The 20,772-nt window shown below is 57.0% G+C and carries 27 protein-coding genes and 1 tRNA gene; 10 read left to right on the top strand and 18 right to left on the bottom strand.

Features of this window, described 5'->3' with window-relative positions; all coding sequences use genetic code 11:
• Positions 1-26 precede the first annotated feature (26 nt).
• A complete protein-coding gene (locus tag JHC09_RS16375) occupies positions 27-314 on the bottom strand; it encodes a hypothetical protein (RefSeq protein WP_199532859.1) in 288 nt (95 codons plus the stop codon).
• Between the two features lie 3 nt (positions 315-317).
• The gene (locus tag JHC09_RS16370; protein ID WP_199532858.1) at positions 318-698 is read right to left on the bottom strand and encodes a RidA family protein; all 381 of its coding nucleotides are present in this window, start codon (positions 696-698) and stop codon (positions 318-320) included.
• 77 nt (positions 699-775) lie between these two features.
• Between JHC09_RS16370 and JHC09_RS16365 the strand changes: the two genes are divergently transcribed.
• Positions 776-860 (top strand) — tRNA-Leu (locus JHC09_RS16365).
• A gap of 191 nt (positions 861-1,051) precedes the next feature.
• On the opposite strand, the gene JHC09_RS16360 is transcribed toward JHC09_RS16365, so the two are convergent.
• Both JHC09_RS16360 and JHC09_RS16355 read right to left on the bottom strand, forming a co-directional pair.
• The gene (locus JHC09_RS16360) at positions 1,052-1,456 is read right to left on the bottom strand and encodes a type II toxin-antitoxin system HicB family antitoxin (RefSeq protein WP_199532857.1); all 405 of its coding nucleotides are present in this window, start codon (positions 1,454-1,456) and stop codon (positions 1,052-1,054) included.
• A complete protein-coding gene (locus tag JHC09_RS16355; RefSeq protein ID WP_199532856.1) occupies positions 1,453-1,641 on the bottom strand; it encodes a type II toxin-antitoxin system HicA family toxin in 189 nt (62 codons plus the stop codon). The genes JHC09_RS16360 and JHC09_RS16355 overlap by 4 nt, the downstream gene beginning before the upstream one ends.
• A 243-nt stretch (positions 1,642-1,884) precedes the next feature.
• Here JHC09_RS16355 and JHC09_RS16350 point away from each other — a divergent pair, with 243 nt between their 5' ends.
• Entirely contained in the window at positions 1,885-2,823 is a 939-nt protein-coding gene (locus JHC09_RS16350; RefSeq protein WP_199532855.1) for a DMT family transporter, read from the top strand.
• Between the two features lie 177 nt (positions 2,824-3,000).
• On the opposite strand, the gene gpt is transcribed toward JHC09_RS16350, so the two are convergent.
• Both gpt and JHC09_RS16340 read right to left on the bottom strand, forming a co-directional pair.
• Entirely contained in the window at positions 3,001-3,498 is a 498-nt protein-coding gene (gpt, locus tag JHC09_RS16345; RefSeq protein ID WP_169195052.1) for a xanthine phosphoribosyltransferase, read from the bottom strand.
• A gap of 80 nt (positions 3,499-3,578) precedes the next feature.
• A complete protein-coding gene (locus tag JHC09_RS16340) occupies positions 3,579-4,352 on the bottom strand; it encodes a competence/damage-inducible protein A (protein WP_169195051.1) in 774 nt (257 codons plus the stop codon).
• A gap of 138 nt (positions 4,353-4,490) precedes the next feature.
• Here JHC09_RS16340 and map point away from each other — a divergent pair, with 138 nt between their 5' ends.
• Positions 4,491-5,327 carry a type I methionyl aminopeptidase gene (map, locus tag JHC09_RS16335; protein WP_199532854.1) on the top strand — a complete coding sequence of 279 codons (837 nt, stop codon included), beginning with the start codon at positions 4,491-4,493 and terminating at the stop codon, positions 5,325-5,327.
• Positions 5,324-6,043, top strand: a complete 720-nt coding sequence (gene radC / locus JHC09_RS16330; RefSeq protein WP_182394021.1) for a DNA repair protein RadC — start codon at positions 5,324-5,326, stop codon at positions 6,041-6,043. The genes map and radC overlap by 4 nt, the downstream gene beginning before the upstream one ends.
• Positions 6,044-6,046: 3 nt before the next feature.
• On the opposite strand, the gene JHC09_RS16325 is transcribed toward radC, so the two are convergent.
• A complete protein-coding gene (locus tag JHC09_RS16325) occupies positions 6,047-6,781 on the bottom strand; it encodes a cytochrome c biogenesis protein CcdA (RefSeq protein ID WP_199532853.1) in 735 nt (244 codons plus the stop codon).
• Between the two features lie 259 nt (positions 6,782-7,040).
• Here JHC09_RS16325 and JHC09_RS16320 point away from each other — a divergent pair, with 259 nt between their 5' ends.
• On the top strand, positions 7,041-7,373 hold the full coding sequence (locus JHC09_RS16320; protein WP_199532852.1) for a hypothetical protein: 333 nt from the start codon (positions 7,041-7,043) through the stop codon (positions 7,371-7,373).
• Positions 7,370-9,058 carry a methyl-accepting chemotaxis protein gene (locus tag JHC09_RS16315; protein WP_199532851.1) on the top strand — a complete coding sequence of 563 codons (1,689 nt, stop codon included), beginning with the start codon at positions 7,370-7,372 and terminating at the stop codon, positions 9,056-9,058. The genes JHC09_RS16320 and JHC09_RS16315 overlap by 4 nt, the downstream gene beginning before the upstream one ends.
• Before the next feature lie 124 nt (positions 9,059-9,182).
• Here the strand turns inward: JHC09_RS16315 and JHC09_RS17130 are convergent, their stop codons facing one another.
• The 3 genes from JHC09_RS17130 to purC are packed head-to-tail and all read right to left on the bottom strand — an operon-like array spanning position 9,183 to position 10,350.
• A complete protein-coding gene (locus JHC09_RS17130) occupies positions 9,183-9,308 on the bottom strand; it encodes a hypothetical protein (protein ID WP_282567595.1) in 126 nt (41 codons plus the stop codon).
• A gap of 13 nt (positions 9,309-9,321) precedes the next feature.
• Complete coding sequence (gene purS, locus JHC09_RS16310; RefSeq protein WP_169195045.1) at positions 9,322-9,564, bottom strand: phosphoribosylformylglycinamidine synthase subunit PurS; 243 nt, start codon at positions 9,562-9,564, stop codon at positions 9,322-9,324.
• 21 nt (positions 9,565-9,585) lie between these two features.
• On the bottom strand, positions 9,586-10,350 hold the full coding sequence (gene purC, locus JHC09_RS16305; protein ID WP_169195044.1) for a phosphoribosylaminoimidazolesuccinocarboxamide synthase: 765 nt from the start codon (positions 10,348-10,350) through the stop codon (positions 9,586-9,588).
• A 206-nt stretch (positions 10,351-10,556) separates the two neighbouring features.
• On the opposite strand from purC, the gene JHC09_RS16300 reads away from it, so the two are divergent.
• Complete coding sequence (locus JHC09_RS16300) at positions 10,557-10,880, top strand: DUF1476 domain-containing protein (protein WP_199532850.1); 324 nt, start codon at positions 10,557-10,559, stop codon at positions 10,878-10,880.
• 710 nt (positions 10,881-11,590) lie between these two features.
• Here JHC09_RS16300 and JHC09_RS16295 read toward each other — a convergent pair.
• The 6 genes from JHC09_RS16295 to JHC09_RS16270 form a co-directional block, all read right to left on the bottom strand.
• Positions 11,591-11,926 carry a hypothetical protein gene (locus JHC09_RS16295; RefSeq protein WP_199532849.1) on the bottom strand — a complete coding sequence of 112 codons (336 nt, stop codon included), beginning with the start codon at positions 11,924-11,926 and terminating at the stop codon, positions 11,591-11,593.
• 275 nt (positions 11,927-12,201) lie between these two features.
• Positions 12,202-12,750 carry an alpha/beta hydrolase gene (locus tag JHC09_RS16290; protein WP_199532848.1) on the bottom strand — a complete coding sequence of 183 codons (549 nt, stop codon included), beginning with the start codon at positions 12,748-12,750 and terminating at the stop codon, positions 12,202-12,204.
• Positions 12,747-14,078 carry an adenylosuccinate lyase gene (purB, locus tag JHC09_RS16285; protein WP_199532847.1) on the bottom strand — a complete coding sequence of 444 codons (1,332 nt, stop codon included), beginning with the start codon at positions 14,076-14,078 and terminating at the stop codon, positions 12,747-12,749. Before purB ends, JHC09_RS16290 begins: the two co-directional genes overlap by 4 nt.
• Before the next feature lie 17 nt (positions 14,079-14,095).
• Positions 14,096-14,536, bottom strand: coding sequence for a FosX/FosE/FosI family fosfomycin resistance hydrolase (gene fosX / locus JHC09_RS16280; protein WP_210338186.1), 441 nt, complete (start codon positions 14,534-14,536; stop codon positions 14,096-14,098).
• Positions 14,529-15,209: a ribulose-phosphate 3-epimerase gene (rpe, locus tag JHC09_RS16275; RefSeq protein WP_199532846.1), complete on the bottom strand. Its 681-nt coding sequence runs from the start codon at positions 15,207-15,209 to the stop codon at positions 14,529-14,531. The genes fosX and rpe overlap by 8 nt, the downstream gene beginning before the upstream one ends.
• 106 nt (positions 15,210-15,315) lie before the next feature.
• Positions 15,316-15,987, bottom strand: a complete 672-nt coding sequence (locus tag JHC09_RS16270) for an RluA family pseudouridine synthase (protein ID WP_169195033.1) — start codon at positions 15,985-15,987, stop codon at positions 15,316-15,318.
• A gap of 56 nt (positions 15,988-16,043) precedes the next feature.
• On the opposite strand from JHC09_RS16270, the gene JHC09_RS16265 reads away from it, so the two are divergent.
• Positions 16,044-17,045, top strand: coding sequence for a hypothetical protein (locus JHC09_RS16265; protein ID WP_199532845.1), 1,002 nt, complete (start codon positions 16,044-16,046; stop codon positions 17,043-17,045).
• A gap of 106 nt (positions 17,046-17,151) precedes the next feature.
• Positions 17,152-17,625: a CYTH domain-containing protein gene (locus JHC09_RS16260; protein ID WP_199532844.1), complete on the top strand. Its 474-nt coding sequence runs from the start codon at positions 17,152-17,154 to the stop codon at positions 17,623-17,625.
• A gap of 1 nt (position 17,626) precedes the next feature.
• On the opposite strand, the gene JHC09_RS16255 is transcribed toward JHC09_RS16260, so the two are convergent.
• Both JHC09_RS16255 and JHC09_RS16250 read right to left on the bottom strand, forming a co-directional pair.
• The gene (locus JHC09_RS16255; protein WP_199532843.1) at positions 17,627-18,190 is read right to left on the bottom strand and encodes a gluconokinase; all 564 of its coding nucleotides are present in this window, start codon (positions 18,188-18,190) and stop codon (positions 17,627-17,629) included.
• The gene (locus JHC09_RS16250) at positions 18,159-18,932 is read right to left on the bottom strand and encodes an SDR family oxidoreductase (protein ID WP_199532842.1); all 774 of its coding nucleotides are present in this window, start codon (positions 18,930-18,932) and stop codon (positions 18,159-18,161) included. The genes JHC09_RS16255 and JHC09_RS16250 overlap by 32 nt, the downstream gene beginning before the upstream one ends.
• A gap of 207 nt (positions 18,933-19,139) precedes the next feature.
• On the opposite strand from JHC09_RS16250, the gene gndA reads away from it, so the two are divergent.
• Positions 19,140-20,558, top strand: a complete 1,419-nt coding sequence (gndA, locus tag JHC09_RS16245) for an NADP-dependent phosphogluconate dehydrogenase (RefSeq protein ID WP_199532841.1) — start codon at positions 19,140-19,142, stop codon at positions 20,556-20,558.
• Positions 20,559-20,772: the final 214 nt, after the last annotated feature.

The following is a 20,772-nucleotide window of genomic DNA, read 5'->3' as shown; positions in this document are numbered from 1 at the left end:
GCCCATGCATGTCACGCGCCCTTGGCTTAGATCTGCTCGCCCAAATAGCCGACTTCAATGCGCTGGAAGAGGGCACCTTCCTTCATCGTGGTGAGCCACTTTTGGAAATCGGCGACATCAGCAAAACCGGCTCGCTTGGCATCGGCGTCGGTGACATCGTCCGGGCTCATATTGGTGATCGACTTGATAGCGAGGTAGCCGACCTTGGTTTTCAACGTCCCGCCTTCTTTGACGGTCTGGCGGTTCCAGCGGCGGAAGATAACGTCCACTTTGCCAGTTTTGATATCTTCCAAAAGCGCGAGTTTGAGGAGCATGATTTAATCCAGTACGGCGGTCGCGGTGATTTCGATTTTGAGGCCCGCAGCGAGCAATTCCTTGACGACGACAGTGGCACGAACCGGGTATGGCTGCTGGGTAAAGAATTCGCGATAGACCGTGTTCATCCCGGCCGCATAGGCGCTGTCGGTGAGGAAGATCTGGTTCATGACGATATTGCGCAGGGTACCGCCTGCGGCTTTCACCGCGATTTCAAGGTTCTGAATGCAGCGGCGGGTCTGGTCTTCGATGGAGCCTTGGACGATCTCGCCCGTAGTCGGATCTTCAGCGATGGCAACCAACCACACATGCTTTCCAGCGCGAACGGCATCGTTGATAGGAGCGGAAGAGGGGGCAATCCCGGTATCGATGCGTTCGATCATTCTGGCCTCTTAAGAATCAAGGGTGACAGGTTGTTTTCTGACCTGCCTTATGACAAACACTGCCCGACCAGCCAAATGCGGGCGTGGTGGAATCGGTAGACACAAGGGACTTAAAATCCCTCGGCGATAGCTGTGCGGGTTCAAGTCCCGCCGCCCGCACCAAAAATTTTCTCATTCAAATTCAATGCGGTAATTCACGTTATGCGCTGAGCTCGTGTGCGCAAGCATATCGTTGCGCACAAATCAGCAGGACGCCACCGCTGCCGGGTTGCCCCTCAGTATTCTCAAGGTGCCAGTGCAATGGGAAGGGGCGACTGTATTGGGCACTAGCGCAGGGGCGTCCCATACTGTCTCTAGCTCTCTTCCATTGCCCGCTTCGCCGCCAGCGCCAAAAAGCCTGATCGGGTAAAACCATGGGTTTGCGAGTATTCGTCGATCTGCGCCAAGACATCTTCGGGCAGTGTCACATTCACCCGTATCGCCTTTGGCGCATTGGCACGCACCGAAACTAAAATTGCCACGCCGTCTTGGTTGTCCGGCTCGGCCATAACCTGCTCTAGGCTCGACGGCTCCGGCACAGCCTCGCCGTCTGCAACAATGCCTTCAACATGAAAGCTCAGTGCCTCTTCGGCCAAGGCCCGCGCCTCGTCCAATGTTTCTCCGGCGGTGATCACGCCCGGAAAATCAGGGAAAGACACGCCAAAATCGCTCTCCTCGTCCCGATGGATCAGGCCAATGTAGCTCTTGTATTTGCTCATCTCAGTTGCACGCCCGACTGTTTCTCAATGCTGCGCAATGTCCCCAAAGGGATATCGCGTTTCGGATGCGGCACGGTCACCCACCCAACAAGATCATTATGTTTGAATTGGACGTGACTGCCCCGCCGCGCCACCTCAAACCACCCCGCCTGCTGGATGAGCCTAATCACCTCGGCACTCTTCATGTGTATAAATACACACTAATGCAGTATTCGTCAACGCGTCCGCCCATCGCCTCGCCTCCACGATACAGTCCAAGCCCATTGAAACACCGTGCTCTCTAGGGCGGTATCGAGACATTTCCGGCGCTACGGAGAGACCCATTTATTTGCGCTCGCTCGCCCCATCAGTGAGGCGAGGGGTGGGGTATCTTCGGCAGGCACACGAATGTAGGAATGTACCGTTCCTGCCGCTCCTCAATTCCCCCTATGACCTTGACCAAAACTACCACTCTTGGCATCGCCCTGGCCGTGATTACGGGCGCCCTTTGGGGCCTCGTCTTTCTTGCCCCGGCTTTGGCCGGCGCTTTCCCGCCAAGTCTTTTGGTCGCCGGGCGTTACATTGCCTACGGCCTACTCGCCGCGCCTCTGCTGCTGTTCCGGTTCAAGCACATTCTTCCGCACCTCATCTTGCGGAACCTTGCCATTGCCTTCGGCCTCTCGATTGCTGGCAACACGCTCTACTTTCTGCTGCTGGCCAATGCCATCCTGATGGCAGGGGTGCCGCTTTCCACGCTGATTATTGGCTTTATTCCCGTCACCGTGGCCCTGGTAGGGTCTTTCCGGGAAGGCGCGGTGTCGCTGCGGCAGCTGTGGCCAGCGCTGGCGCTCGGCTGCGGCGCCATTGCCTGCATCACGATCGACGCCATGCTCAAAGGCGAAACTGCGGTCGCCTATGCGCCGGTGACTGGGCTATTTCTCGCCATCGCCGCACTCGTCAGTTGGACCATATTTGCCGTCGGTAATAGCTTTTACCTCAACAGCCACACTGCCATGTCTGCGCAGGATTGGAATCTCATTCTCGGGGTCGTCACTGGGCTTCAGGGCCTGATGGTTTTGCCCATTGCGCTTCAAGCGGGCGTCCTACCAAGCGAAGCTGAGGTTTGGATCAATCTGCTGCTCGTTTGCGCCGCGCTTGCCCTTTTTGCCTCGCTGATTGCCAACGCACTCTGGAACCATGTCACGCGCCTCCTGCCGTTGACGCTGATTGGGCCTATGGTTCTGTTCGAAACCCTTTTTGCGCTGCTCTACGGCTTCCTTTGGGAACAGCGCTTCCCGAACACGCTGGAGATGGCTGCGATCATCTTGATGCTCGTTAGTGTTGCCCTGAGTGTCCTTGCGCATAGGCCGGGCAAGGCACACGCCTGATCACTCAGTCTGACTGGGTGGTCCAAGTGCTTTTCTGCGCAGCACTGGATTGCCCGATCAAGTCGAGCAATGGCGGTGTAGGACGGGCTTGAATTTCGGCCGATCAACGCCCCCGTACAAACAAAAAAGGCGCACCTTGCGGAGCGCCTTTTTTGTTTGGTTCTCAGAACCGAAAAATCAGTCGGTGCCGCCGGAGATTGGGGCGACGTATGCGACGTCGAGGTCCCATGGGAAGAAGATCCACGTGTCCTGCGACACTTCAGTGATGAAGGTGTCGACCAGTTCGCGGCCCTTAGGCTTGGCGTAAACGGTGGCGAAGTGGGCGCCGGGGAGCATTTCGCGAACGACGCGAGCGGTGTTGCCGGTGTCCACGAGATCGTCAACGATAAGGATCTTGCCTCCATTGCGGGCGAGATCGAGGATCGGCTGGGAGATTTCCTTGAGAACCTTGATGCCAGACTGGTTCTGGTGATCGTAGCTCTTGCAGGCGACGGTTTCGACGGTGCGGATGTTCAATTCACGCGCCACGATGGCGGCTGGAACGAGACCGCCACGGGCAATGGCGACGACGGCGTCGAACGTGCCCATGCCGGCCAGGCGCCATGCGAGAGCACGGCTGTCGCGGTGGAACTGATCCCAGGTGACAGGAAAATTCTTCTGATTATTGGTGCTCAAAGCTGTTCTCCTGGAGGGCGCAGGCCTAGGAACTGAAAAAGAGAGGAACGCTCTTTAGCAAAGCTAGAGCGTTCCGCCAATCATCCAATCTGTGGTGCGGCAATCCCTGCGTTGATATGGGCTTGCGCAACCATGGCCAAGACTTTCTCGGCGGCCTCATCGAGACGGGCCTCATCGGGGCAGCGCAGCACAAGATCTGTGGTGGCGCGGCCAGTGCCCATTTGCGGGTAGGAGCCCATTTTGACGTCAGGGTACTCGGCCTGCAGTGCTGCAAAAGGCGCCCCGATGGTGCCTTCGCCGACACCGGCTTTGATTGTGCGCGAGAGATATTTGCGGCCGCCCTTGAGGGTTGGGCCGATGGCTTCGAGCATGGCGCGCATGATGACGGGCACGCCGGCCATGACGTGAACATTGCCGATGCGGAAGCCGGGGGCGGCAGAAACGGAGTTGACGATCAGATCCGCGCCGACCGGAATGCGGGCCATGCGCAGGCGCGCTTCGTTCGGCGCGGTGCCGCTTTCCTTCCAACGCGCCTCAAGCATAGCGCGGGCTTGGGCGTTGATCGGGAGGTCTACGCCAAAGGCTGCGGCCACAGCATCGGCTGTGATGTCATCGTGTGTTGGGCCGATGCCGCCGGAGGTGAAGACATAGGTGTAGCGCGCGCGCAGGGCGTTGATGGCGTCAACAATGTGATCCATCTCATCGCTGACCACGCGGACCTCAGTGAGGTCGATCCCGAGATCTGTGCAGAAATCGGCGACGGCGCCGATGTTCACATCTTTGGTGCGACCGGATAAAATCTCATCGCCGATGACAATCATCCCGGCGGTAACGCGCTCATTCTGCTGTGTCATTTGGGACCTTCCTTGCACGCAATTGGATGGGCCAAGCCTGCGCTGGCGTCAAGCTTTACACCGCACAATCAGCCGTGACGCCCTGCGCTCTTTTCATTGGCGTCAGAGCGGCCTATTTTGGGGGCTCAGGAGACCAATATGATTACCTATGTCGACGCTGGCACGAAGGCTCGCCGCCAACCCAATGTGATTCCCCTGCATGGCGCAGAGGGCTTTGAGGGCATGCGTAAGGCTGGCCAGCTGACCGCGCAGGCGCTGGATATTCTCACCCAATATGTTGAGGCGGGCGTTCCGACCTCGACCATTGATCGGGTGGCTTATGAGTTCGCGCGGGATCATGGCGCTGTTCCAGCGACGTTGTTCTACCGCGGGTTCCGGCATTCGCTGTGTACCTCGATCAACCATGTCGTGTGTCACGGTATTCCTGATGAACGTCCGCTGCGCGAGGGCGATATCGTCAATATTGACCTGACGCTGGTGGTGGACGGGTGGCACGGCGACTCGAGCCGCATGTATCCGGTTGGCGAAATCGGCCGCAAAGCGGAGCGCCTGATTGAAACCACCTATGCCAGCCTTGAGGCCGGTATCGCAGCGGTGAAACCGGGCAATACCACTGGTGATATTGGCGCGGCTATTCAGTCGGTGGCGGAAAGCGAACGCATGAGCGTGGTGCGCGATTTCGTCGGGCATGGGCTGGGACGCGTGTTCCACGATGAGCCAAACATCTTGCACTATGGTACGGCGGGCACGGGCATTCCGCTCAAGGCGGGGATGATTTTCACCATCGAGCCGATGATCAACCTCGGCAAGCCGCATGTGAAGGTTTTGGCTGACGGTTGGACGGCGGTGACGCGGGACCGGACGCTGACGGCACAAGCCGAGCACTGCATTGGCGTTACCGAAACGGGCTGCGAGATCTTCACGCTCTCGCCCGGTGGCCTGTTCAATCCTTTGGCGGTGCGACAGGGTAAATGAGCAAACCTCCCAAGCCCGGCGATGGAATAGGTGAAGCGGTTCAGCCGCATTATCTGGGACATCGGGAAAGGGCGCGGGAGCGTTTTCGAACAGTCGGCGGGGAAGCACTCGCCGACTATGAGCTTTTAGAGCTCATGCTGCATATGATCATTCCGCAGCGGGACACCAAGCAGCTCGCCAAAGACCTTATCGCGCGCTTTGGTTCATTTTCAGAAGTGCTTTCCGCATCGCCACTGCGTCTCAAAGAGATGAAGGGGCTGGGAGAGACCTCCATCGCCCATATTAAGGTGATGCAGGCTGTTGCCCAGCGCTATGGGCGTGACCAGATTGTGCGGGATCAGCCAATTCTCTCGTCGTGGACGCAGCTGCTCGATTATTTCAAAGGTCAAATGGCCTATGAGGATATCGAACAGTTCCGGATTTTGTTCCTCGATAAGAAGAACAAGCTTATCGCCGATGAGGTCCAGCAGACGGGGACTGTGGATCACACACCCGTCTATCCGCGTGAGGTGATCCGGCGATCACTGGAGCTGTCAGCGACCGCGATTATCTTGGTGCATAACCACCCGTCGGGTGATCCGACGCCGTCGGCGGCGGATATACGCATGACCAAAGAAATCAACGATGTAGCGCGTCCTTTGGGCATAGTTCTACATGACCACATCATCATCGGCCGCAAAGGCCATGTTTCGCTGCGATCACAAAATCTGTTCTAGGCTTTAGCCGAAGGTTGCCAGTACCGGGAAGGTTTCGAGGAACCAGAACGAGATACGGGTGAAATTGCCGGTGATGAACAAGAGCCCGGTGATGATGAGGATCACGCCCATGATCTTCTCGACCACGCCCAGATGCTTTTTGAAATTCTGGAAGAAGGTGAGGAACGGGCCGATCGCGATGCCCGCCAAGAAGAATGGGATGCCGAGGCCAAGCGAGTAGAGGCCGAGTAGCATGGCGCCTTCTGTGGCGCTATCGCGGCTTGCGGCAACGGACAAAATAGCCGCGAGGACGGGGCCAATACATGGCGTCCAGCCAATAGCGAAGGCAAGGCCGAGAAGGAAACCGCCGAGCGGGCCTGATGCCATGCCGGGGCCGTGGTGGCGGACCTGTCGATCCAAAATCCCGATGCGGAACACGCCGAGGAAGTGCAGGCCCATTGCGATGATCACCACACCAGCGACGGGTGTGAGGATCGGCAGGATCTGGCGGAAAGCTTGGCCAAATGCGGTCGCCGTCGCGCCGAGCGCAATGAAGATGATCGAAAAGCCGAGAATGAAGAAGAGCGACGTGATGGCGACACGCAGCGTCAGCTTGCCGGGGGCATTGGCTTCAGCTCTGAGCTGATCATAGCTCGCGCCACTCATATAGGTCAGATAGGGCGGAACCAGCGGCAGTACGCAGGGGCTCAAAAAGCTCAAGACCCCGGCGCCAATGACCAAAGTGAGGGAAAATTCCAAATCACTCTCCTTGCGTTGCTTCTCTGTAGCGCAGTTGAGCCAGAAGGCAATGGGCTGTCATGCCGCAATGACGAAGGTTTGAGCATTGACGGTGCTCAAAAATAAGTTCTTGGCCCGAACCTGTAAAATCCCTCGTATTTTTTTACGAGTTACGCAGCTACACGGTGTCAAAATTCATAAAACGCAAATCCTTAGGGGGCATCCTTATGCCGTCCAAGGCATTTCGTCAGGGCCGACACTATTCCGCGGAGGGGTATGTATGCGCCTAGGAACCGTAGCCGAGAATAGATTTGCGGGCGTTCTGGCATTTGCCACGGCGCTATTGACCTTGGTCACTCTCGTGATTGGCTACCATCTGCCTCCGGAAACCGGCGAGGTAGGGGTTATATTTCCGCCGTGGTTCGATGAACCAGCAGCGGTCTCAGCGATCATCAGTGCAGGGGGGACACTGGCTGGTGGTACGCGCTTCTCAAATATCCTCGTCGCAGTCGCACCCGACCCGGACTTCGCAACCAGGGTCATCAAATATGGGGCGCTGCTCATCACCTCTGCACGCGGTCTTTGTGCCCCAATAGAAGGACTTGAAGCATGAGCCTTGAGCTATTTCGAAGTCGGGTGCTGCTCGCACTGAGCACTCTCTGCGCTATTCTGGCCATCAGTTCTATCGCTGTTGAATATGTCCGCTTCGGCGAATTTGGCATGGCCACATATCTCGCCGTGGCCCTGTCTGGGATGATGGCTCTAGGGTTTATGCTGTTCCGCCTGCGTCCCACTGGCCGGCATCTCATCGTCGCTGTGCTCATGGGACTGGTTTCAGCATCGCTGATCGCTATGCGTGGCAGTCCGATGCAAATCGACATGCATATGGCGTTTTTCGCGGCGTTGGCGATGTGCTCGCTCCTCTACGACATTCGCGCCATTCTGGTGGGCACGGCATTGGTGGCGGTGCACCATTTGGCGCTAGGCCTGTTCTTTAGCGATCTGGTTTTCTATGGCACGGGTGGGTTGGATCGGATTGCCTTGCACGCTGTGATCCTGGTTCTGGAGGCAGCGGCGCTCATCTGGATGACGATCAATACCAATGCGGCGCTGCATCTCGCAGAGGAACGGACAAAGGACGCCGCGATGCGTACGGATGAAGCCCATGCGAGTGCCAAAGAGGCGCAGTACGCAGCCGAAACAACGGCTCATCATGCTGAGCAGATGCAACAAATGCAGGCTGAGTTCGCCGCGGTGGTTGAGGCGGGCCTTGCCGGGGACTTCTCGAAACGCATGATCGGGCACTATGACGATCATGCGCTCAATGAGCTTGTCGAGGCGACCAACAGCCTTGTCGATCAAATTGGGCGTGGTGTTGGTGCCACTCAAATCGTGCTTCAGTCGCTCGCTCGTGCGGATGTGACATTGCGTGTTGAAGGCGAGTTCAAGGGGGTGTTCTCAGACCTGCAGGACAACACCAACGCCGTAGCGGAGAAGCTCGGGGAGATTGTCATGCAGCTCAAACAATCTTCGAATGCCTTGAAGGATGCGACGGGCGAAATTCTCTCTGGCGCGAATGATCTCTCGGATCGGACCAGTCGGCAGGCGTCGACGATTGTCGGTACCACTAGCATCATGGCGCAGTTGGCTCAAACAGTTGAGATCAACGAGCAGCAGGCCAATGATGCAAGTTCGAACGCACTCGCGGTCAGCAAGCTGGCTGACGAAGGCGGGAAGATCATGCAGGAAGCAAATCAGGCCATGCTGCGCATGACGGAATCCAGCCAGAAGGTCGGTGATATCGTCAAGTTCATTGATGACATCGCCTTCCAGACCAACCTCTTGGCCCTGAACGCTTCAGTGGAAGCAGCGCGGGCAGGCGAGGCGGGCAAGAGTTTTGCGGTTGTTGCGTCTGAGGTTCGACGCTTGGCGCAAAGCGCGGGTAAGGCGTCGGGCGAGATCAAGACGCTCATCGAAAAGAGCAGCAATGACATTATGGGCGGCACCAAGCTTGTTGCCGATGCGGCTCGGACGCTGATGACGATGGTTGAGACCGCGCATGCGAATATGCGCGTTATGGAGGCGATTGCTCAGCATGCGAGTGGGCAGGCGATCTCGATTAAAGACGTCACCTCGGCAGTGAAGACCATGGACGAGATGACCCAGCATAATGCCGCGCTGGTCGAGCAGATGAACGCGGCCATCGAGCAATCAGAGGCGCAAGCGAGAGAGCTTGATCAGATCGTTGATATTTTCACGACAGATCTGAGCAGCAAGCGGCTTCGTGCGGTCGCGTAACGCGAAGACTTCGGCACAAAAAAAGCCAGCGTGAGCTGGCTTTTTTCGTTTGAACCATTGCTGCCAGTTTGGCTGCAGGCGCTAGAGGCGAACTCGAGCGTCGCGCGGGGTCTGGCAGGACGGTTTAGACTGGAACCGACGCATAGGCCGCGAAAAGCAGGCCAAGAGATGCGAGGAACATGACAGAGAGAGCGATAGTTTTGCGCATGAGATTACCGTCCTGCACCCAATAGGGGTGCGACAGGAACATTAGCCCGAAGGCGTTAATTGAGGATTTCGATGGCGTAGTTTTCAATAACGGTGTTAGCGAGAAGTTTCTCGCACATCGCTTTGATCTGAGAACGTGCAGTTTCCTCATCGGTTCCAGCAACTTCTAGATCAAACACCTTGCCCTGACGGACAGAGTTAACACCGGAGAAGCCAAGGCTCGCGAGCGAACCTTCGATGGCCTGACCCTGTGGGTCGAGAACGCCGTTCTTGAGAGTGACTGTGACGCGCGCTTTCATCTGAACTGCCTCGACCTACTATTATTGAACCAGACGCGGACCAGTGGTCAGCGCGTTGTCGCTTTCGACGAGAATGCCAAGACGCTGAGCGACTTCGCGGTAGCTTTCGACAAGATCGCCAAGGTTTTCGCGGAAGCGGTCCTTGTCGAGCTTGTTGCGGGTCTTGATGTCCCACAGGCGGCAATTGTCTGGGCTGATTTCGTCAGCAAGCACAATGCGCATCAGATCGCCTTCATAGAGGCGGCCAACTTCGATCTTGAAGTCAACGAGCTGAATGCCCACGCCCATGAACAGGCCGGTCAGGAAGTCGTTGATGCGGATCGCAAGGCTCATGATGTCATCGAGCTCAGCTGGGGTGGCCCAACCGAATGCGGTGATGTGTTCTTCCGACACGGCTGGATCGTTCAGCGCATCGTCTTTGTAGTAAAATTCGATGATCGAGCGCGGCAGCTGGGTGCCGGGTTCAAGGCCGAGGCGCTTGCATAGCGAGCCTGCAGCATAGTTCCGAACAACCACCTCAAGCGGGATGATCTCGACTTCCTTGATCAACTGCTCGCGCATGTTGAGGCGACGCAGGAAGTGGGTCGGGATACCCATGGAGTTCAGCTTGGTGAAGATGAACTCAGAGATGCGATTGTTCAGTACACCCTTACCGTCGAGGACCTCGTGACGGGCACCGTTGCCTGCCGTTGTGTCGTCCTTGAAATACTGGATGAGAGTGCCTGGTTCTGGACCCTCAAAAAGGATCTTCGCCTTGCCCTCATAGATTTTGCGTCGACGGTTCATGATCGAATCCGTTGTCTAAGGATAGGTAGGGTGGAGTTGAGCCGGATATGCGCCATTACTGCGCCTAAAACAAGCGCTTTTGTAGGCCCATTCGGAATGGCATTTCCCGCCCGAACCGTAGGCACACCGTTGCTTTGCGGCGCTGAACCTCCTATGTCGGGAAAGAAACTCCAGCCATGCGGCTGAGATGCAACATTGGAGCTACCATGAGCGCGTTCGAAGACCGCCAGAAGGGTCAGGAAGCTAAGTTCGCATTCGATGCGGAAAAGCAGTTCAAGGCGGAAGCCCGCCGTAACAAGCTGCTCGGCATTTGGGCTGCAGAACTGATGGGTCTGGAAGGCGATGCCGCTAAGGCTTACGCCACCGAAGTCGTTGCAGCTGACTTCCAGGAAGCTGGCGATGAAGACGTGTTCCGCAAGGTCGCTGGTGACCTCGCAGCAAAGGGCGTGTCGGTTGGTGAAGACGTGATTCGTCAGAAGATGGCTTCGCTGGTCGTTGTGGCGAACGAACAGATCGCAAACGAAGGCTAAGCGCTTTCGATACGAGATTTGAAAAGCCCCGCGGGAGCGATCCGGCGGGGCTTTTTGTTGGTAACTCAAGTTAATCCGATGACCCTCAAAACTAAATTGGCAAGGCAGTTAGTGCCTACTATGCCCAGTATAGACCCCCCAACTCTCCACGCGCTTGATTGGTTGTGTTTTCTTTGACGCTTCAGGAGACGTTCGTCACCCTTATTCAGGCAGAGACACGAAATTGGCACGAGCCGGTCGATGTTTCGTTCAATTAGCCTGCCGAATTCGAATGAGAGGCTCCAAACTGTTACTAAGCCAGCTAACGCAAAAAACGCGGCGTTGATAACGTCGCCGCTATCAGGGCGGGAAGATAAGGCTGGCGCTGCAAAGCTCCACGTAAAGTACAGAAAGACAACAGTTGACAGGGTGGCAAGTAGGCGTGGGACGTGGTCCGAATAACGCTGCGCACTGCGTACAAACTTGTTAGGGGGTTCGTGTTCTAAAGACTCAAACCATCCTTTTACAATGTTGTAGAAGTTTTTACCTACAGCGTAGTCCACATAGGATATGCCGACGGATCCTGTTCTGGTTGACATGAAACTCCAGATTGATGCCGCTATTCCTATTTCTCTGCTTTCGCGTTCTACGACAGCAGATCGGGAATTTATATTGATTTCTATTTTGTAAGTTTGTGGTTCCTTCGTTTGCGGCAACACAATCAGGAAGTTTTACGTCAGGCGGATATTTTCTGTTGGATCATTGCTTCCTGCTTCAAACAATTTGAATCTGTTGAAGGAGCTGAACGTCTGTTTTGCTCCGGACAGATGAAAAACGTCCACGAAGCAATCTTTTGAAACAATGGTGTATTGCTCGCACGCCTGCTCGATAGTTGAGTTGATTTGTTCTAAGTCTGCAAAGCGTGCAAGGTGCGGCGTTTCGAAGATGTGGGAGAGTTTTTCGGTTTTGCCAGTTATCTTGCTGTAGATATGCTGTACAGTTTGCATGCTGACGGTTGTGTTTTCGCCGAAGCTGACTAGCGAGTTTCCGTCGATTGTTTTGCTCATATAAAATCCGTCTTTCTGCAGAATCTTTCAGTTTAATATACTTTTAATCATCAGATCAGTTGTGTCGCTATCCTGTATTTGACGAGGTGCAGGAATCAGGCGCGAGAAGATGGCGTCGCAGGTTGCCGTTGCCAACGAGCAGATCGCTAACGAAGGCTAAGCGTTTTCGAGCACTAACTTGAAAAGCCCCGCAGGAGCGATCCGGCGGGGCTTTTTGTTGGCGTACGGAACGTTCCGAAACGAAAAGCCGCCCGGGAGGGCGGCTTTTGTTTGTTTTAGATGCGCTGCATCAGGCGGGTGAACATGAGCAGGCCTTCGGGCCAAGGGCCGTGGCCGCTCTCGATGTTGATGTGCCCGGCTTCGCCCGCATCATGGAATTCTGAGCCCCATGCGCCAGCCAGATCAGCGGCGGCTTCTAGGGCGCAATAGCCATCGGTGGATGACGCAACGAGCAGCGACGGGAAGGGCAGGGGATCGCGTGGGACGGGCGCGAAATCCTTGACGGCTTCCGGCGCATTGTCGCGATAGACGTCTGGTGGGGCGACGAGGAAGGCGCCCTTTACCTTGCCATCGGTGAGCTGCGCGGCGGCCTTGGCCAGAGCAATGCAACCGAGCGAATGGGCGACAAGCACAACGGGGCGCTCGGCCAATTCGACCGCTTTGACAATGGTGTCGATCCAGTCCTCTGGATCTGGGTCTGACCAATCGGCCTGTTCAACAAGGGCGGCCGAGCGGATTTTATCCGCCCAGCGCACCTGCCAGTGACCATCACGCGAGCCATAGAGGCCCGGCAAGATCAGGATGTCGACTTCAGAGAGCTTCATGCGCCAAACACACGGTTGAAGATCGTGTCGACATGCTTGAGGTGGTAAGCGTCGTCGAACATCGCATCGATTTGTTCATCGGACAAAGTCACTTCCGGGTCGGCCTTGAGGTTGGCTGCGAAGAGACCTGCGCGATCGCCATTGTGCTGCCAGACCTTCATGGCGTTGCGCTGAACGGCAGCGTAGCTGTCTTCGCGGCTGTAGCCGGCCTGCGTAAGCGCGAGCAGCATGCGCTGGGAATTGTGGAGGCCGCCAAGAAGATCGAGGTTCTTGCGCATGTTTTCTGGGTAGACGACGAGCTTGTCGATCACGCCGGTGAGGCGGGCCAGAGCGAAGTCGAGGGTGACGGTCGCGTCTGGGCCGATCATGCGCTCAACCGAGGAGTGCGAGATATCGCGTTCGTGCCAGAGCGCAACGTTTTCGAGCGCTGGGGTGACCATGCCGCGCACGAGGCGGGCAAGACCGGTGAGGTTTTCGGTGAGGACCGGGTTGCGCTTGTGCGGCATTGCCGACGAGCCCTTCTGGCCCGGGGAGAAGTATTCCTCAGCTTCGAGAACTTCGGTGCGCTGCAGGTGACGGATTTCCACGGCGACGCGTTCGATGGAGGACGCTACAACGCCGAGCGTGGCGAAGAACATTGCGTGACGATCGCGCGGGATGACCTGGGTCGAGACTGGCTCGATAGAAAGGCCAAGCTTTTCAGCGACGTACTCTTCGACCGACGGATCGATATTGGCGAAGGTGCCGATGGCGCCGGAGATGGCCGCGGTGGCGATTTCATCGCGCGCTGCAACGAGGCGTGCGCGGTTGCGGGTGAACTCGGCATAGGCTTCGGCAAGTTTGACGCCAAAGGTGGTCGGCTCGGCGTGAATGCCGTGCGAGCGACCGATGGTGATGGTGTTCTTGTGCTCGTAGGCGCGGCGCTTGAGGGCTTCGAGCAGCGCATCCACATCGGCTATCAGAATGTCGGCAGCGCGCTTCATCTGCACCGAGAGCGTGGTGTCGAGAATGTCCGAGGAGGTCATGCCCTGATGGACGAAGCGAGCGTCTGGACCGACGATTTCGGAAAGGTGGGTCAGGAAGGCGATTACGTCGTGCTTGGTGGTGCGTTCGATTTCGTCGATGCGCTCGACGTCAAAGCCATAGTCACCGAGCTCGGCCTTGCGAGCATTCATCACTTCCCAGATTTTATCAGCGCTTTCCTTGGGCACGACGCCCAGCTCTGCGAGCTTGGAGGTCGCGTGCGCCTCGATTTCGAACCAAATGGCGAACCGAGTTTCGGCGGACCAGTTGGCGACCATTTCGGGGCGGGAATAGCGCGGGATCATGGGCTTAGCCTTGTAGCTTAGGAATGTGATTCAACTGGCGGTTGCTTGTAGCGCTCTAGGCGCTCGGGCAGCGTGCCAGTGTGCAGTTCGAAGAGGTGGTTGTCGCGGTCGTGGAAATAGAGCGAACGGCCTTCGCCCGCAACCCTTGGCCGCGTTTCGCGCATGTCCAACCCCAGAGCCTCGATGCGCTGGCGATAGATTTCCAAATCAGCATCAGCAATTTTGAAGGCGATGTGATTGTAGCTGCGCGAGGGAAGAGACTGGCCTTGCATAATGGCGATCCAGAGGTCGGTGGCGCCGACATGGAAGAACCGCTCCTGTGAGAGCGAGAAGGTTTTGTCCTCGCTGTCATAGATTTTGCGCGCGCCGAGGACTGTCACCAAGATTTCCTCCATGCCGTCGAGGTTCTCGACGATAAAGGTCATGTGGCTCAGTCCCTCGATGCGTGGCTCAGGCATTATGCGTGTTTACCGCGTCTCGGATGGCCTGAATGCGACCGGCGTAAGTGGTCGGATCATTGCCGCCGTAGATGGCAGAACCTGCGACGAGCACATTGGCTCCCGCCGCGACGATCTCTTTTGCATTAGCAGCAGTGACGCCACCATCGACTTCAAGATCAATGTCACGACCGCCGATCAACGCATGGGCCTGCGCGATCTTGGTGAGGCTTTCGCGAATAAAGCTCTGGCCGCCGAAACCGGGATTGACGCTCATGATGAGGACCAGATCGACGTCATCAATGACGTGCTGGATGGTGGAGACAGGTGTCGCTGGGTTCAGCGCCACGCCGGCTTTCTTGCCGAGCGCGCGAATGGCCTGTAGCGAGCGGTGCAGGTGAGGACCCGCTTCAGCGTGGACGGTGATGATGTCAGCGCCGCCATTGGCAAAATCGGCCAGATAGGCGTCCGTGGGAGCGATCATCAAGTGACAATCAAAGGTCTTTCCCGTGACCCCACGCACCGATTTCATGATCGGCGCGCCAAAGGAGATGTTGGGCACGAAATGCCCGTCCATCACGTCGATATGGATGTAATCCGCGCCAGCGGCGTCGATGGCTTCCACCTCCGCGCCAAGCCGCGCGAAATCGGCGGATAGAATGGAGGGAGCGATACGAAGCGGACGGGTGGGCATGAAGGCCTCTCTCGGGCGCGGGGATATGCTCGCTGCTATAGGCCCGCGCGAGAGATCGGGCAAGAGTGAGCGCCCCTGTGAACGCTTCACTCCTGCTAAAGTCCAATCAGAATGGCACGGGGGCCGTGAAGGTCATGAACTCTTTTGTCGTTGGGTGGGTAAATCCCAATTCGGCGGCGTGCAGTTGGAGGCGATCGGCAGCGGTGAGATCATCGCCAGAGGCATAAAAGGCATCGCCCAGAATCACATGGCCGAGGGCCTTCATGTGAACGCGCAGCTGATGGGTGCGGCCGGTGAGGGGGGTGAGTTTTACGCGCGTCGCGTTCTCTTCGCGCTCCAGCACCTGCCATTCGGTTTGCGCCGGGCGACCGTTCTCGTGGTCGATCTTCTGGCGCGGCTTGTTTTCCCAATCGGTACACATGGGCAGGTCGATGAGGCCTGAATCCTCTTCGATAATTCCGGACACGCGAGCGATATAGCTCTTGGTGGTTTTGCGGAACTCGAACTGGCTGCCGATGAAGCCGTGCGCGGGCTTGTTCAGCGCCATGACGAGAACGCCAGACGTGTCTTTGTCCAAGCGGTGGCACATGCCAGCCGTGGGCCAGGTTTGGTGGGCGCGATGCTGAATGCAATCCCAGAGGCTGGGGTCTTTACCCGGCACGCTGAGCAAGCCAGATTGCTTGTCCACCACCAGAATGTCGTCATCGACGTGGATGACATTCAGGTAGGGTTCAGTGGGAGGGAAGTAGTTCAGCAGTGTGGGCATAGGTCCGGGCATATGTGCCCTCTACCAGAGAGTGCCCCCCTTGAACAACAGCTTGAGGGACAAGCGACATGTGGGACTTTTCTATAGGGCGGGCTTTGGGCCTGATGGCTAAGACTTGGCCGTTCATCGTGTTTCGGATGGTTGTCTACTTCGGCATAGCTGCCGCCTATGTGTTGGTGACAGGAACTGGGGCCGGAATTGGTTGGGGCGTTGGCGCTTTCGGAGATGCTGATTTCCAAGCCACATCATCGATTTGGGGCGGAGTTGCAGGCTTCGCACTGACTGCCGGGGTGATCTATTTCCTGCGCGAATATATTCTCTATGTGGTCAAGGCTGGCCATATCGCGGTGCTGTCTGAACTGCTGGAGGGGCGCGAAATCCCCGCCGGGAGGGCGCAGATTGATCACGCAAGTGCTATCGTCAAAGAGCGTTTTGCTGAGGCGAGCGTGTTGTTTGGTGCCGATCAGCTGGTGAAGGGTGTGCTGCGGGCCATTACGGGTCTCGTCAATGGCATTGCCTCGCTGATCCCAATCCCGGCCATACAATCGCTGACGGGCGTGCTGAGGGCATTCCTCAATCTGTCGGTGGGGCTGCTTGATGAAGTGATCATGGCCTATGCCATTCGCACCAAATCGACCAATCCATGGGACAGTGCCAAGACGGCGCTGGTGCTCTATGGGCAGAACTACAAGGTGATGTTCAAGAACGCGGCTTGGCTGACTGTGATCACCTATGGGCTGGCCTTTGTGGTGTTCCTAGTGATGCTGGCGCCTGCGGCGGCGCTGGTGTGGTTTATGCCGGGTGGCTGGTCGGCTGGGGGATTTGTCTTCGCGCTGATCTTCGCTTGGGCGGTGAAGGTGGCGCTGATTGAGCCTTTCGCCATTGCCTGCATGATGGAGGTCTATTTCAAAACCATCGCGGGGCAAGCTCCTGATCCAGCTTGGGATAATCGCTTGAGTGGTATGACGAAGAAATTCGTTGAGTTAAAGGATAAGGCGGCGACCTATGTCGGGCGGCGGTTCGGGGGCGCGCCAGCACAACCGCCATCGAGTTTTACACCGCAAGCTTGAGTTTAGGATGAGCCACCTACGGGTGGCTCAATCATTTCATGGACCCAAAGCCTGCGCTTCGCATTATGATTCAAGTCATTGTCTGATTGATTCCGGAAAGAACCCTATGGGTATTGAAATTGAACGCAAATTTCTTGTTTCGAGCGATGGTTGGCGTTCCGGAGTGACGTCGAGCGCGGCTTTCCGTCAGGGTTATCTATCGACCAATGCCAATCCGACAGTGCGCGTGCGTGTGGTTGATGATGCCCAAGCGTTTTTAACGCTCAAGGGCAAGCCCGTGGGTTTGGCACGGGCGGAATTTGAATATGAAATCCCGGTTGAGGACGGGTTGCAGCTGATGGAGTTGGCGCGGCCCAATGTCATCGAGAAGCGCCGTTATCTTGTGCCGCACGGCAATCATACCTGGGAAGTGGATGTGTTTGAAGGTCCGCACGAGGGGCTGGTGACGGCAGAAGTGGAGATGGGTGCGCTCGACGAGGCGGTGGAGATCCCCGACTGGGTTGGCAAGGATGTGTCGAATGACGACCGCTATGCCAACGCCAGCCTATCGCGAAATCCGGGCGTCCCGGACGAGCGCTGATTTACTGCCAGCGCTTGAAGGCACGGAGGTGTTTTTGGTCGGCGACGACGGTACGAACGATTTTGTCGACACTGTCGGTGACCGGAACTTTTAGGACGTGCTCGGTGGTGTCATCGGGCACTTCGAGCGTCGCGAACTGGCTGTCGAGAAGCGACGTGGGCATGTATTCGTGATTGCGCTTGGCCATGCGCTCGGCAATCACCTCTTTGCTGCCATCGAGATAGACAAACAGCACAGGCTCACCGGCTTCGGCCGTAATGAAATCGCGATAGGCTTTTTTCAATGCGGAGCATGCGCCGACTGCGACGCTCTTTTTGGAGGCCGCGTCTTTGAGTGCAGCGGTGAGGGCGGTCAGCCAAGGCCAGCGGTCCTCATCGGTGAGGGGGGTGCCTGCGCGCATCTTCTCGACATTCGCTTCGGGATGGTAGCGATCACCATCAAGGAAGGGGGCGTGCAGGGCGCGGCCGAGGGCTGCACCAACGGTAGACTTGCCCGAGGAGCTGACGCCCATCACGATGATGATGCGGGCGGGTTCAAACTGTGGCTGAGAAGGCACCGTCGACATAGAGAATGTGTCCGTTCACAAAGCGAGAAGCGTCAGAAGCGAGGAAGACTGCGGCCCCGCCTAATTCGTCGGGCTGGCCCCAACGCCCCATGGGGGTGCGTTGTTCGATCCAGCGGTTAAAAGTTTCGTCTTGGCTCAGGGCCTCATTCATCTCGGTGAGGAAATAGCCCGGCGCAATGCCATTTATATTGAGACCGTGCTTTGCCCAATCCACGGCCATGCCGCGGGTGAGATTTGCCACAGCTGCTTTGCTCGCCGCATAGGGGGCAACAGAGGGGCGCGAGACGTTGGAGAGCATGGAGCAAATGTTGATGATCTTGCCGGAGCGGCGCGGGATCATGTGACGGGCCACGGCCTGACCAACGGAGAAGACCGAGGTGAGGTTCGTTGTCAGTACCTGATCAAAGCGGTCGGCCGGGAAATCCTCAAGGGGAGAGCGGAACTGCATTCCTGCATTGTTGACTAGAATATCGATCGGGCCGAGGACATGCTCAACATAGTCGATGCCGTCGCCGACGCTGTCTTCGCTGGTGACGTCAAAGGCCACGGCTTTAACGTCATGACCCGCTTCGTTGAGTGTTGCCGCAGCATCACCAAGAGCGTGACTGTCACGCCCGTTGATCACAATACGTGCTCCGGCCTCCGCCATTGCCTTGGCAATCGCGAATCCCAAGCCGCGGCTTGAACCGGTCACCAGTGCGAGTTTTCCGGATAAATCAAAGGGCGAAGTGGGTTTGGTCATGGCAGCTCCGCCGGAATTCTATCTGTTCTTGTTAGATGAGGGGACTAAGCTGTGCAAGATTGACTGCAATCTGCCATACAAGATGGCCGGAATGGTCGGAAATTGCACTTTCTGACCTATCTTCTTTCGCTATGATGTGGTCAGTATCGCCGCCGCCTATTAGGCGTGCTTCAGAATGACCACGATGACCTTCGGAAGGATATTTGGATGTCGACAGCGGATATCGGCCTAATCGGCCTTGCGGTTATGGGCTCGAACCTGGCTCTCAACATCGCAGAGAAGGGCTACACTGTTGCCGTGCACAACCGGTCTGCTGTCCGCATTGACGAGTTTGTAGCAGAGGCAAAGGCTCAAGGCCTGTCTGAAAAGACGCTTCCTAAGTACGATCTTGCAGAATTCGTAGCCTCGGTGAAGGCGCCGCGCTCTATCATCATCATGGTCAAGGCTGGTCAGCCGGTTGACGATATGATCGAGCAGCTGTTGCCACACCTTGAGGCTGGCGATGCGATCATCGAATGCGGCAACTCGCTGTTCACCGATACGCAGCGTCGTTTTGACTACCTCAAGCCAAAGAACATTGGCTATCTCGGCGTCGGTGTTTCCGGTGGTGAAGAAGGCGCGCGTCACGGCCCATCGATCATGGTCGGTGGTTCCAAGGAACAGTGGCACAATGCTGAAGCTGTTCTTACGGCGATTGCTGCCCAGTTCAACGGCGAAAGCTGCTGCGCATATCTCGGTGAAGGCGGCGCTGGCCACTTCGTAAAGACCATCCACAACGGCATTGAATACGGCGACATGCAGATGATCGCTGAAGTCTATGGCGTGATGCGTGATGGCCTGGGCATGTCCGCCAAGGAATGCGCTGCCGTGTTCAAGGAATGGAACAAGGGTGCGCTGAACTCCTACCTCATCGAAATCACCGGCCACGTGCTGGACGCGGTCGATGCAGAGTCTGGTAAGGCACTCGTTGATCTGATCCTCGACAAGGCTGGCCAGAAGGGCACCGGCGTTTGGTCGGCTATCGTTGCTCAGCAGATGGGTGTTCCAGCAACCGCCATTGAAGGCGCTGTTGCTGCTCGCTCGATCTCGTCGCGCAAGGAAGAACGTGTTGCGGCCGAAGCCATCTATGGCAAGCCAGTACGCGGCAAGACCGACGTGACCCTGGCTGACCTCGAAAAGGCACTGCTGGCTGGTAAGATCGTTTCTTATGCGCAGGGCTTTGCGGTTATCGCTAAGGCTTCGGAAGAAAACGGTTGGGCACTGCCGCTCGCGACCATCGCCAAGATCTGGCGCGCTGGCTGCATCATCCGTTCGCGCTTCCTCGACCAGATGTCCTCGGCTTATGCCAAGGGTGAAGCGACCAATCTGCTCGTCGTTCCAGATTTCGTAGACATCATGAAGGACAGTCACCCAAGCCTGCGCAAGGTTGTTGCTGCTGCCGCTGTTGGCGAATTCCCAATGATCTGCCTCTCGGCTGCTCTGTCGTACTTCGACAGCTACCGTCAGGCTCAGGGCACTGCGAACCTCATTCAGGGCCAGCGCGACTTCTTCGGCGCCCACGGCTTCGTCATCGACGGTCGCGGTTCGGATCTGCACGGCACCTGGCCGAGCACTCTGGGCAAGTAAGACTTGTCTCAGATTTGAGATTGAAAGGCTGGGGGTGACCCCGGCCTTTTTTGATTTTGGGTACCCCACCCTTAATCCCTCCCTGCAAGGGGGGACTGTTCATTTGGGACTCCTTATGAGGTGTCTGTTGAAGAACAGATTGAGCGTAATCTCGAGCATCTGCACTGTTTTGGAGACGCGCTTTGTCCGCCGATTGAACCGCGCAAGATTGTCC

The sequence above is a fragment of the Devosia sp. MC532 genome, assembly GCF_016461625.1.
Lineage (GTDB): Bacteria > Pseudomonadota > Alphaproteobacteria > Rhizobiales > Devosiaceae > Devosia.
Note: the sequence above shows the minus strand (reverse complement) of the source record. Positions and strands in the feature narration are given on the sequence as shown.